Source organism: Pseudomonas reactans, assembly GCF_013385825.1.
Taxonomy (GTDB): domain Bacteria; phylum Pseudomonadota; class Gammaproteobacteria; order Pseudomonadales; family Pseudomonadaceae; genus Aquipseudomonas; species Aquipseudomonas reactans.
Genome location: NZ_JACAPG010000025.1, coordinates 23,839 through 35,873, shown reverse-complemented (window position 1 = coordinate 35,873; position 12,035 = coordinate 23,839). Strand labels below are relative to the sequence as shown.

Sequence of the window (12,035 nt, the reverse complement as noted above, 5' to 3'; positions counted from 1 at the left end):
AGTCGACCCATTGGATCCAGGAGCCCTGGAGGGCTCCTGGCAGGCAGCGTCAGTCTTTCTGATCTCGCAGGATATTGCCCGATGCGCCATCAATGCGCGCTTCATAGACCGTGCCATCGGACTTGCGCCCTTTGACTTCCCAATAGCCATTGTCGTCGGCTTCGGCCGCGTAGACCTCTACATAACCGGCCTTGGTCTTGGCGACTTCGATGGCTTTTTCAATGGTGATCCAGCCCGCCCCCGGTTTATCCGCCAGGGCGGCGCCAGCACTGAGCAGTGCGGCGGTTGCACACAACGCGACTAAGGTTTTCTTCAGCATTTTCGTTCTCCATGGTGGGAATGTCCTGAATTTTTTAGGTGCTCTCAAACGAGAATAAGTTCCAATTGATGTGCAATCGCCATGACGGCTGTTCTCGCCGCCCGCGTGCGGAGGTTAGAATGTGGGAAATCAGGATGAGTCAATGAGCGAAAAGTCACTTTCAGAAGCCGAATACGACGCCATCACCGACGCTGCCGCGCATTGGTGCATGCGCCTGCACGCGGGTGATTGCACCACGGGTGAACGTCAGGCTTTTGAACAGTGGCACGATTCCCATCCGCTGCATGCCTTTGAATACGCGGCGATGCTGGAGATCTGGGACGTTGCCGACCACCTCCCCCGCCACGAACCCACGCCGGTCGTAGTGCCGTTCAAACCCCGCAGCCGCTTACGCACCTACGCCGTGGCGGCGGCGATCTGCCTGGCCGCCCTGCCCCTGGCAGCCTTCACCGGTTGGGAAGCCGGCTGGCTGCCCAGTTCCTATGAACGCTACGATGCCGCCAATGGTCTGCGCCAGATCACCTTGGGTGACGGCAGCCAGGTGGAGCTAAACCTGGGCACCGAACTGGTCTACAGCAACTACAAGGACCAGCGCCGTATCACGCTGAAAAAAGGTGAAGCGTTCTTCAACGTCAGCCATGACAGCGCCCATCCCTTTATCGTGCACGCCGGCGAAGGCCAGGTGCGGGTCACGGGCACTCAGTTCAACGTGTGGAAGTATGAAGACCAGGTGCGCGTGATGCTGCTCGAAGGTTCGGTGCAGATCTCCAGCGACAAAGTGCATGGCAGCGTGCCGCTCACGCCCGGCATGCAGGCCAACTACCAACAAGGCGATGCCACGCCGCGCGTAAGGACGATCAACCCCAATGACACCGCCCTGGCCTGGCGCCAGGGCAAGCTGATCCTCGACAACCTGGCCCTGGCCGACGCGTTGCCGCTGATCAACCGCTACCTGAGCAAACCGGTGATGCTGGCCGACGCCAACACCGGCACGATTCGCATCGGCGGCATCTACAACATCAACGAGGTCAACAACCTCGTGCCCTCCCTGCCCAAGGTTTTGCCGGTCTACCTGACCCAGAACCAGGACGGCAACCCCGTACTCAACGCCATCCCGCGTAAAACGCCGAAAAGCTGAGCCTCTGCACACAGCGGTGGGCTTCGCCACGCCTGAAGTGTCCGTTTTTTTAACACCCCCCTGCCCTGAAGCGCCCGTGCGTAGCGGATTCATCGTTTCGTCATCGGTGGTGTTACAGCGCTGATACAACCGAGTGAAGCGTTTGCGCAGTGGCTGGCGAGGTGCGAATGGCTGGGGTGCTGTTTCATGCCTGAAACAGCGTTGCCATCACTTTGCCCATCAATATCTTCAACGCCTTGAATAACAACACAAAATAAAAAGCGGCACGGCTTCTGCTCTATCCCTTACAGCGCTGTTTAGGGTCAGCGCGAAGAATAAGGAACGCCGCCGTGATCACACTCACTCAAGGTTCGATGCAGGTACTGCTGATCAGCTGTGTACTCAGCGCCAGCATCAGTGTTCCAGCCCTGGCGGGTGACGGCGTGATCGTGACAGGCCGCGACGTACAAGGCCACATGTATGGCCGAGCCTCCTTTGGCCCCGATCCTTATCCCCAGACCGCCAACGTCAATCCAAGCCGAGAAATCAACAGCGCCCTCTCGGGCGAACTGACCGACCGTGATTTCGGGAACATCAATAGCGGCTTGGGTATCACTCGCGCCATGCAGCCCAACGGCAACCTCACCGGCTTGAGTGCCACACAAAACAGTATGTCTACCCTGGGGGCTGGCGCAGCCGCCAGCCGCTCGGGTGGCAGCGGCAGCATGGGTGGGCAGATCAGCGACTCGATCCAGCGTGGCCTGGCGCCCCTCAACAACATCGGCAGCATGATGGGGGGCAAATAATGAACCGCTCCCTGCTCATTCTGGCCCTGCTGGGCAGCACCGCAGTAATGGCGGACAACACCGCGGTGATCAACAACAGCGGTAAAGACTACCGCGGCAACCTGATGGTCAACCAGGCCGCGGGCAATCAACAGCAAACCGCCAACAACCGCGCCGTCGCGCTCGGCGGCCAGGCGACCACCAGCAATATCCAGAGGATGGACGGCAACGTCGACCCGTCCCTGAACGCCAAGGCGGCGATCGAGGGCACTTCTTTCAGCAATGGCAACGGCATGTTGGGCGTCAACCAGTCCGCCGGGGCCAACAACCAATTAGTCAATGCCGTGCGGATCAGCGTCAACCCTGGCCCGCAAAGCATCGACGACAGCGTCCTGTTGCAACAGAACACGACGACGCTGGCAACCGACTCAGGGCTCACCCCCACCACTGGCAGCCGCCAGGTCGTGACAAGCGACCAGGCCTTCACCGGCAGCCGAGGAGTGATTCAGGTGAACCAGAGTGCTGGGGTGGGGAACCGAGTGGCTAACACCCTGGGCATCACTATCAAGTAACTGCTTGGTAGCACTAGTTAGACCGTACCAACACTTAACCAACTAATTAGAAGCAAGGAGAAACACCATGAAACCTCAAATGGCCCTGAAACCAATGGTTTTCGCTCTCGCCGCACTCATGGCTGCTGCTGCTCAAGCAGGTGGCTGGCACCCTGCGCCTCAACCAACCGGTGTGGTTGCCTCCGTGGTTACGGATGTACAAAACAGCGTCGGTAACAAGTTTGATGATACAAAAACCGAAAACAACGCCTCTGCCGATGGTTCGGTCACCTACAACAGCGGTAACACCGGCGTCAACATTCAGGCCGGCAGTGGCAACCAGGCCGATAACTCTGGCGCCATCTCCAGCGCCAAAGGCGACTTTGCAACCGTGTTCGCTGTAGTCGATGTGAATCAAAACAGCGCGCTGAACAACTTCGTAAACAAAGGGACCCAAAACAACGCTTCCCTGGATAGATCCGTTAACCATAACTCCGGCAACGTGGGTTACAACGGCCAGGCAGGTCAAGGCAACCAAGGCAAAAACAACCTGGCAATCACCACGGCTGATGGCAAAAACATCGCAGCGGCTGCCAACACCGAACAAAACTCGCTCGCCAACAACTACCTCAACACCGCTGCCACCGGGTACGGCCATCATGGCGGCAAACCTCAATACGTTTCGAACAACGCCAGTGCTGACAACTCGATCAACAACAACTCCGGCAACATCGGTGTGAACCTGCAATCCGGTGCCGGCAACCAAGCCAGCAACAGCCTATCTGTAGGCCAAGGTTGCAGCGTCTGCTCCAGCGGCGTGCGCTTCTGATCCAACGGGGCCTTGGCAACAAGGCCCTTTTTATTTCAGTGTCCATCAGGTCAGACGATCATGCGCCTCGCGACCCTCATCCTCTTGATGCTGCTCACCGGCCCGATCTGGGCAGGCACCATGGCGATCTCCGCCATGCCTGGCGGTGCAGTCATCTACAAGAAGGTCGAGAGCATCCGTGAACGCCGGTTCGCCAACCTGGTGGAACAGAAAACCGATTTCAGCTGCGGTGCTGCGGCACTCGCCACCATCCTGCGCCAGGGTTATTGGCTGGACGTCGACGAAGCTCACGTGATCAAAGGCATGCTGGTCAATGCAGACCAGGACCTGGTACGCACCCAGGGCTTTTCCATGCTGGACATGAAGCGCTACCTCGAAAGCATCGGCATGCGTGCCCGGGGCTACAAGATCGGGCCAGACACCCTGGTGACCGTGAAAATCCCTGTGGTGGTGCTGTTGGAGATTCGTGGCTACAAGCACTTCGTGGTACTTCAGCGCGCGGACAAGGATTGGGTCTATATCGGCGACCCAGTATTGGGCCACAAGCGCTATTCACATGACGACTTCATCAAAGGTTGGAATGGCATCGTCTTCGCCGTGCTGGGTGAAGGTTACGACAAGGCCAACGCCCTGCTCGACCCACCCATGCCGCTGACCGCCAAGAACCAGCTGAATGAGTTCAGGCCCGTAGGCGATGCCGAGCTGATGGACTTCGGTTTCATCCAGAGCGACTTCTTCTAAGAAGCGCAATAAGGGGCAGGACGCTCCAGGAGCAGAAGATGAACACTTCCCGTTGGCTGACGGTCTTGTGTCTGGCAGCCTCAATGCCCGCTTATGCTTCATCGGCGTTCAAGCCGATCGAACTCAAGGACTCGGAAATGGCCGAGCTGCGCGGCCGTTATGTGATGCCGGGGCGGATTATCAGCTTCGGTATTGTCATGAGCAGCACCTGGACCAACGCCGTGGGTGACACCATCACTGGCAAGGCCAGCATGCAAGTCGACTCTTCCACCATCACCCCTCAATTTTACGTGCAGACCACCGGTTCGACAGGCACGGGCACCAATCCCAACACTGGCACCGGTAATGTCAGCGGAGGCGCCGGCCTGAGCTCAGGCACAGGCGTGACCCAAAGCGTGCGCACCGCCGGCGACGGCAACACCGCCTACAACAATGTCGGCATTAACGTCACCGAGAACGGCTTCGCGCCCTCCAACGCGGTGCAATCCGGAAAAGTACTGGTCGCCGGCGGCACCGTCACCGGTGACAGCGCCGCAGGCCGTGTGAGCGTATCGGCCAACAATGGCGGCTTGCAGATGGCGATCCAGGGCAACCACAACCAAGGCAATAGCCTTCAGCAGATTGGCGGCGGCCAGGTGCTGCAAGGCACCGTCTTGACGGGTGACAGAAACTTCGTCAGCAACATGACCCAACTCAATGTGGTGATGAATAACGGGCTGAACAACCCGGCATTGAATTGCAATCTGGATCAACTCAAAGGCCTACGCACTCTCGGTTATTGAACTACGCTGACCCTCGACACTTACGCATTAGAAAAGGACGGCTTATTTCATGCATCGATCGTTATCGCTACGTGCGGTGGTCTGTTTAAGTACGCTCTTGCCCGCATCCGTTCTGTATGCCGCGCCGGACGCCGATATCGAGACCCTCAAACAGGAGCTTCTGGAACTCAAGCAGCGGTACGAAGTGCAGCAAAAAGCCTTGGCAGTGTTGGAGCAACGGGTGCGTCAGGTGGAGGATCAACCGGCGGCCCCGCCACCGAAACGCTTGGCCAAATCCCCGGCGGACTTCCAGAAAGCCAGCGGTGCCACCGTCGCCGGTACTGGCGCGGCAGCGGCATCCGGTGGTGCGGGCGGCGGCGGTAGTTCCTACGGCCAGTCGCTCAAGGATGATTCGGCGCCGGCGCAGAGCGTGAGCAACCTCTACAACGAAGCCAGCGGTTTCTTTGGCAACGGCAAGTTCAGCTTTGAAACCGGTATTACCTACGCGCGCTACGATGCACGTCAGCTCACCCTCAACGGTTTCCTGGCGCTGGACTCGATCTTCCTCGGTAATATCAACCTGGATCGAATCAAGGCGGATAACTGGACGCTTGACCTGACCGGTCGCTATAACGTCGACAACCGCTGGCAGTTCGACGTGAACGTGCCGGTGGTGTACCGCGAGTCGACCTACCAGTCCGGCGGTGCGGGTAACAACGCCAACGCCACCTCGGAAGAGTCGGTGAGCCGCGACCCGACCATCGGCGACGTCAACTTCGGTGTGGCGTACAAGTTCCTGGATGAAACCCCCACCCTGCCCGATGCCGTGGTGTCGGTACGCGTCAAGGCGCCGACGGGTAAAGAACCGTTCGGCATCAAGCTGGTGCGCTCAACCGCCAACGACAACCTGTATGTACCGGAAAACCTGCCGACGGGTAATGGTGTGTGGTCGATCACCCCAGGGATCTCGCTGGTCAAGACCTTCGACCCGGCGGTGCTGTTCGGCTCGTTCTCCTACACCCACAACTTCGAAGAGTCGTTTGATGACATCAGCAGTGACGTCAACCAGAAAGTCGGCGGCAAAGTCAGCCTGGGCGACAGCTTCCAACTGGGCGTCGGCGTTGCCTTTGCACTCAACGAGAAGATGAGTATGTCGTTCTCGGTGTCCGACCTGATCCAGCGCAAAAGCAAGCTCAAGCCGAATGGCGGGGACTGGCAATCGGTGGTGTCCAGCGATGCCAACGCCGGTTACTTCAACGTGGGCATGACGATTGCGGCGTCGGAAAACCTGACGATTGTGCCGAACCTGGCGATCGGCATGACGGATGATGCGCCGGACTTCACGTTTAGTCTGAAATTTCCGTACTACTTCTAACCACAAACGCTGTAGGAGCGGGCTTGCCCGCGAAGGTCCCCCACCATGACGCGTGGTGCCAGGATAAACGCGGTGCCATTGCGTTTTTCGCGAGCAAGCTCGCTCCTACAGGTCTTCGGAGCAAGGAAAAGCCCCGCAACGATAAGGGTCGTTGCGGGGCTTTTCGGTTTACCCGCCCTAGCGGATCTGGTGTTTGTGCAGCAACCGGTAGAACGTGGGCCGGGAAACTCCCAGTACACGGGCTGCGACACTCAGGTTGTCGCTGTGCCGATTGAGCACGTCGCACAGCGCCTGGCGTTCGGCGCGGTGTTTATAGTCTTCCAGTGTAGCCATCGGCGGCGAAATTGCCTGTTGACCATGCAATCCCAGATCAACGGCTTCTATCTGGCGCCCTTCGGCCAGTACCAGGCCGCGACGGACGCGGTTGGCCAGTTCGCGGACGTTACCCGGCCAGGCGTGTTCACCCATTGCCACCAGCGCATCGTCACTGAAGCTGCGCGGGCGGCGGCCGGTCTCCTGGCTGTAGAAACGTGAGAAATGATTGGCCAGCATCGCCACGTCGCCATGCCGATCGCGCAAAGGCGCCGTGACCACTTGCAGGACATTGAGGCGGTAATACAGATCTTCGCGAAAGGTGCCCTTCTCTACCGCTGCTTCCAGGTCGACGTGAGTGGCCGCCAATACCCGCACATCCACGGGAATCGGTTGGCTGCCGCCGACGCGTTCAATTTGTTTCTCCTGCAGAAACCGCAGCAGATTGGCCTGCAACTCCATCGGTAAATCGCCGATTTCATCGAGGAACAACGTGCCACCGTTGGCGGCTTCGATACGCCCGACCTTGCGCTGATGGGCGCCGGTAAAGGCGCCCTTCTCATGGCCGAACAATTCGGATTGGATCAAGTGTTCAGGAATCGCCCCGCAGTTAATCGCCACAAACGGCTTGGCGTGACGTTGGGATTGGCGATGCAGGGTCTTGGCCACCAGTTCTTTGCCGGTGCCGCTGTCGCCGCGAATCAATACCGGAGATTCAGTGGGTGCGAGCTTGGACAATAACTTGCGCAGTTCGCGGATCGGTCGACTGTCCCCCAGCAACTCGTGCTCGGGCTCATCCACCGGCATATGGCCCTTGCCGCGCAGGCGTGCCATGCCGAACGCGCGGCCCAGGGTGACCTGCACACGGGCCACATCGAAGGGCAAGGTATGGAAATCGAAAAACCATTCGCAGACGAAGTCACCCACGTTCTGCAGGCGGAGCACGTCCTGGCTGAGTACGGCGATCCATTCAGTGCCGCTGCGGCCGATCAGTTCCTTGACCGCTTCCGGACGCTCCAGGTGGTAGGGCTGCAGGCGCAGCAGCCCGACATCGCAGGATCGGTCGCCCACGGCCTCCAGCGTACAGCTGTCCACCTCCCACCCGGCGGTGCGCAAACCAGGCAATAGCCCATGGCAGTCGTCACAGGGGTCGACCACGAGCAAGCGACGCTGCACAGGTGTAACAACCATGACTATTCCTTGGCGTCAAAATTGTTAAAGTTATTTAGAAACAACGGTTTGTGACGCCTGGCGCTAACACTAGCAAGGTCTTGACGCTGTCCTTGTACCGTTTCGCTATAAGTCTGGGCAAAAAGCCATCTCGCTACGCTTAGCGCAAAAAAGTTCAGGGTTGCCCAAACTTTCATTCAGCTTTCAAAACAGCCGCTTACATGACATTAATCACTAAACATCGAAAATAGTTGCTCTAACATGTGACCCGTACCCCGCCATCGTGCATCAGTACAAGTAACCCGCCGCACGGTCAGCCCAACCGCCGGCACTCACTTGAATGGGCAATGAGAGAGAACCCCACATGAACGCCCCGCTCCGCATCAACGAAGCTCTTTTGATCGCAGACCGTGCCTTCCAGCCCTTTCAGTGCGTGGCCTGGCATGATGGCAATGGCGCCCTCAGCCTGAGCGTCATCGACCGTACCAACAACCGTATCGGCAGCAAACAACTGTCTTCGAGCGCTTATACCGACCCGGCACAACTGGAAGACCTGCTGTTGCAGGCCCGCGCCGAACTCGATAAAAGTGGCTACCAGTTGCAATCCTGGGCAATGCCGAAGTAATCCAACACCGCAACTTGCGCTTATCGGTTTAGAGAGGCGCAAGTTCAGTGTTAGAACGCGCAACGCTTATTGAGCGGCCAGAATAAACCGCTCGATTGCTTCTGCCGCGCCGTCATCGACATTACTGCCGGTGACTACGTTGGCCTGGCGCTTGACGGTTTCCTCCGCCTGCCCCATGGCAATTGACAACCCGGCCACGTGAAACATGGCCGGATCATTGCCGCCATCACCGATAGCCGCCGTCTGCTCCACGGGGACACCCAGGTACGCCGCCAAGGTTTTCAAGGCTTCGCCCTTGTTCGCCAGCATCGCCGTCACGTCCAGATACACCGGCTGCGAACGGGATACTTGAGCCAGCCCCTGCACCTTGGGCTGTAACTGCGCCTCCAGCTCCACCAGTAATTGCGTGTTGTTGCTGGCAGCGACGATTTTGTCCACACGGTCCAGGTAGGGCTCGAAACTCTCCACCACAATCGGCCCGTAGCCCAGGCCATCAGCCTCGCGCTGCACCATCGGCCCTGGCGGGTCGCGGCGCAGCCAGTCACCGTCGGCAAACACCCAGACTTCCACATCCGGCTCTGCCGAGAACAGCGCCAGGGTGACCAGCGCCGCTTCGGCCGGCAGATGGTGGGCAACCAGGATGCTGCCGTCCGGGTTGATCAAGGTGCCGCCATTGAAGCCAGCCACCGGCACATCGATACCGAAGGTTTCGATCAGGTGCAGCATGGCCTTGGGCGGGCGCCCGCTGGCCAGGCTGAAAAACACGCCGCTGTCACGCAAGGCCCGCACCGCGTCGGCGGTACGTTGGCTGAGGCTGTGGTCGGGATGCAGCAAGGTGCCGTCCACGTCACTGAGGATAAAACGGATGGGATGGATCGCGGCATCACTCATCCGAGGCTATGCCAGGTGCGACCATCACGGGCCAGCAAGGCGTCGGCCGCAGCCGGGCCATCTTCACCGGCCTTGTAGGCCTGGATCCCGTCGTCTTCCTTCCACGCATCGAGGAATGGCTGTACCGCACGCCAGCCGTTTTCGATGTTGTCTGCGCGCTGGAACAAGGTCTGGTCGCCGGTCATGCAGTCGTAGATCAGGGTTTCGTACCCGGTCGACGGCTGCATTTCGAAGAAGTCCTTGTAGGCAAAACCCAGCTGGATATTCGCCATGTCCAGGGTCGGCCCAGGCTTTTTCGCCAACAGGTCGAACCACATGCCTTCGTTGGGTTGGATCTGGATCTTCAGGTAGGTAGGTTTGAGCTCATCCACCTCGGTATCACGGAATTGCGCGTAGGGTGCAGGCTTGAAGCAGATAACGATTTCGGTGTCGCGCACGCTCATGCGCTTGCCGGTGCGCAGGTAGAAAGGCACGCCGACCCAACGCCAGTTATCAATCATCACTTTGAGGGCGACGAAGGTTTCAGTGCTGCTGTCCGGGGCGACATTGGCCTCTTCGCGATAACCCGGCAGTGCCTTGCCGCCGATTTCACCGGCGGTGTACTGCCCGCGCACTGAGTTGGCCCGCGCATCTTCGAGGGACCAAGGGCGTACCGCACCGATCACCTTGGCCTTTTCACCGCGTACGGCATCGGCGCCAAAGGCAGCAGGCGGTTCCATCGCGACCATCGCCAGCAACTGGAACAGGTGGTTGGGCACCATGTCGCGCAGGGTGCCGGTCTTCTCGAAGAAGTTGCCACGGGTTTCAACGCCAACGGTTTCGGCCGCAGTGATTTGCACGTGATCAATGTAATGGTTGTTCCAGAACGCTTCGAACAGCACGTTGGAGAAACGGCTGATCAGGATGTTCTGCACCGTTTCCTTGCCCAGGTAATGGTCGATGCGATAGATCTGCTTCTCGCTCATCACCTTGAGCAGACTGGCGTTCAGCGCTTCGGCGGTGGCCAGGTCGGAGCCGAAGGGCTTCTCGATGACCACACGACGGAAGCTGTCGTCAGTTTCCGTCAGCAGCCCGGCGCTGCCAAGGCGCTGCACCACGTCACTGAAGAAACGCGGTGCAGTGGCCAGGTAAAACACGGCGTTACCGGTGCCGCTGTCGGCGATCTTCTTGCCGATGTCGGCGTAAGTGCTGTCGTCGAGGAAGTCACCCTCGACGTAGCTGATGCCTTTGGCCAACTGCGCCCACAGCTCAGGGTCCAGGGCGTTTTCACCTTTGCCCTTGACCTTGCTCGCCGCTTCGGTGCGAATGAAATCTTCGAGTTTCTTGGCGAAGTCAGCGTCGCTGATGGCGTTGTGGTCAACGCCGACAATGCGCAGGCCGTCGCCCAACAGGCCATCCCGGCTGAGGTTGTACAGCGCCGGCATGAGCAGGCGCTTGACAAGATCACCATGGGCACCAAACAGAAACAGCGTGGTGGGCGGAGCAGGTTCGGCCTTGGGTTTCTTGCCGTTGGCGGTCATTTTTTGGAAGTCTCCACGTGGCCGCCAAAGCCGAAGCGCATGGCAGACAGCATTTTGTCACCGTAGGTGCTTTGCTGGCGCGAGCGGAAGCGTGCGAACAGCGAGGTGGACAGTACCGGTACGGGCACGGCTTGTTCCATGGCGGCTTCGATGGTCCAGCGGCCTTCACCACTGTCGGCCACGGAGCCGGAGTAACCGTCGAGTTTCGGGTCGGTGGCCAGCGCATCGGCGGTCAGGTCCAGCAGCCAGGACGAGACCACACTGCCACGGCGCCAGACTTCAGCGATATCGGCCACATTCAGGTCGAAGCGCTGGTCTTCCGGCAGGTTTTCCGAGTTTTTGGTCTTGAGAATGTCAAACCCTTCGGCAAACGCCTGCATCATCCCGTATTCGATGCCGTTGTGGATCATCTTGACGAAGTGCCCGGAACCCGCAGGACCGGCATGGATATAGCCCTGTTCGGCGCGCGGGTCAGCGCTGTCTGAACGGTCCTTGGTACGCGGGATATTACCCAGGCCCGGGGCCAGACTCTTGAAGATCGGGTCGAGTCGCTGCACGGTCTCGGCGTCGCCACCGATCATCATGCAGTAACCACGTTCCAGGCCCCAGACACCGCCGGAGGTGCCGACGTCAACATAGTGCAGGCCTTTTTCCGCCAGGGCCTTGGCCCGGCGAACGTCGTCCTTGTAGTTGGTGTTGCCGCCGTCGATGATTGCGTCACCGTCTTCCAGCAGCGCGCTCAGTTCGTTGATGGTGTCTTCGGTCGGTGCGCCGGCTGGCAACATCACCCAAACGGTGCGCGGTTTCTGCAGCCCGGCCACCAATGCCTTGAGGTCGGCAACGCCCGTGGCGCCCTCTTCACTCAAGCCTTTTACAAAAGCTTCGTTACGGTCGTAAACAACGGTGGTATGCCCATTGAGCATCAGGCGCCGTGCAATATTCCCGCCCATGCGGCCTAGTCCGATAATCCCCAGTTGCATGTGCTGATGCTCCTAACTACTAAAAAAATGTGTGCATAGTTTATAGCGCAATGAGGCCA

General features: G+C 59.1%; 13 protein-coding genes. 8 read left to right on the top strand and 5 right to left on the bottom strand.

All coding sequences use genetic code 11. The annotated features are described in order from the left end of the window. Nucleotides 1–49: 49 nt before the first annotated feature. On the bottom strand, nt 50–319 hold the full coding sequence (locus tag HX868_RS29030) for a PepSY domain-containing protein (RefSeq protein ID WP_177005223.1): 270 nt from the start codon (nt 317–319) through the stop codon (nt 50–52). 142 nt (nt 320–461) lie between these two features. On the opposite strand from HX868_RS29030, the gene HX868_RS29025 reads away from it, so the two are divergent. From HX868_RS29025 to HX868_RS28995, 7 genes are all read left to right on the top strand, one after another. Then, the gene (locus HX868_RS29025; protein ID WP_177005222.1) at nt 462–1,457 is read left to right on the top strand and encodes a FecR family protein; all 996 of its coding nucleotides are present in this window, start codon (nt 462–464) and stop codon (nt 1,455–1,457) included. Between the two features lie 329 nt (nt 1,458–1,786). Further along, the gene (locus HX868_RS29020; RefSeq protein WP_177005221.1) at nt 1,787–2,242 is read left to right on the top strand and encodes a hypothetical protein; all 456 of its coding nucleotides are present in this window, start codon (nt 1,787–1,789) and stop codon (nt 2,240–2,242) included. After that, on the top strand, nt 2,242–2,793 hold the full coding sequence (locus HX868_RS29015) for an adhesin (RefSeq protein WP_177005220.1): 552 nt from the start codon (nt 2,242–2,244) through the stop codon (nt 2,791–2,793). The genes HX868_RS29020 and HX868_RS29015 overlap by 1 nt, the downstream gene beginning before the upstream one ends. A gap of 67 nt (nt 2,794–2,860) precedes the next feature. After that, nucleotides 2,861–3,601, top strand: a complete 741-nt coding sequence (locus HX868_RS29010; RefSeq protein WP_177005219.1) for a hypothetical protein — start codon at nt 2,861–2,863, stop codon at nt 3,599–3,601. 60 nt (nt 3,602–3,661) lie between these two features. Further along, the gene (locus tag HX868_RS29005) at nt 3,662–4,342 is read left to right on the top strand and encodes a C39 family peptidase (protein ID WP_177005218.1); all 681 of its coding nucleotides are present in this window, start codon (nt 3,662–3,664) and stop codon (nt 4,340–4,342) included. Between the two features lie 38 nt (nt 4,343–4,380). After that, complete coding sequence (locus HX868_RS29000; protein WP_016979410.1) at nt 4,381–5,124, top strand: hypothetical protein; 744 nt, start codon at nt 4,381–4,383, stop codon at nt 5,122–5,124. Nucleotides 5,125–5,173: 49 nt separating this feature from the next. After that, on the top strand, nt 5,174–6,478 hold the full coding sequence (locus tag HX868_RS28995) for a hypothetical protein (protein ID WP_016979411.1): 1,305 nt from the start codon (nt 5,174–5,176) through the stop codon (nt 6,476–6,478). 177 nt (nt 6,479–6,655) lie between these two features. Here the strand turns inward: HX868_RS28995 and HX868_RS28990 are convergent, their stop codons facing one another. After that, nucleotides 6,656–7,981 carry a sigma-54 dependent transcriptional regulator gene (locus tag HX868_RS28990; RefSeq protein WP_016979412.1) on the bottom strand — a complete coding sequence of 442 codons (1,326 nt, stop codon included), beginning with the start codon at nt 7,979–7,981 and terminating at the stop codon, nt 6,656–6,658. A 343-nt stretch (nt 7,982–8,324) separates the two neighbouring features. Between HX868_RS28990 and HX868_RS28985 the strand changes: the two genes are divergently transcribed. Then, complete coding sequence (locus HX868_RS28985; protein WP_033897462.1) at nt 8,325–8,585, top strand: hypothetical protein; 261 nt, start codon at nt 8,325–8,327, stop codon at nt 8,583–8,585. 66 nt (nt 8,586–8,651) lie between these two features. Here HX868_RS28985 and HX868_RS28980 read toward each other — a convergent pair whose 3' ends face one another. From HX868_RS28980 to gnd, 3 genes are read right to left on the bottom strand one after another with little or no spacing between them, the layout of a single operon-like run. Beyond that, the gene (locus tag HX868_RS28980) at nt 8,652–9,476 is read right to left on the bottom strand and encodes a Cof-type HAD-IIB family hydrolase (RefSeq protein ID WP_016979414.1); all 825 of its coding nucleotides are present in this window, start codon (nt 9,474–9,476) and stop codon (nt 8,652–8,654) included. After that, entirely contained in the window at nt 9,473–10,996 is a 1,524-nt protein-coding gene (zwf, locus tag HX868_RS28975; RefSeq protein WP_177005217.1) for a glucose-6-phosphate dehydrogenase, read from the bottom strand. Before zwf ends, HX868_RS28980 begins: the two co-directional genes overlap by 4 nt. Further along, a complete protein-coding gene (gnd, locus tag HX868_RS28970) occupies nt 10,993–11,976 on the bottom strand; it encodes a phosphogluconate dehydrogenase (NAD(+)-dependent, decarboxylating) (protein WP_177005216.1) in 984 nt (327 codons plus the stop codon). Before gnd ends, zwf begins: the two co-directional genes overlap by 4 nt. Nucleotides 11,977–12,035: the final 59 nt, after the last annotated feature.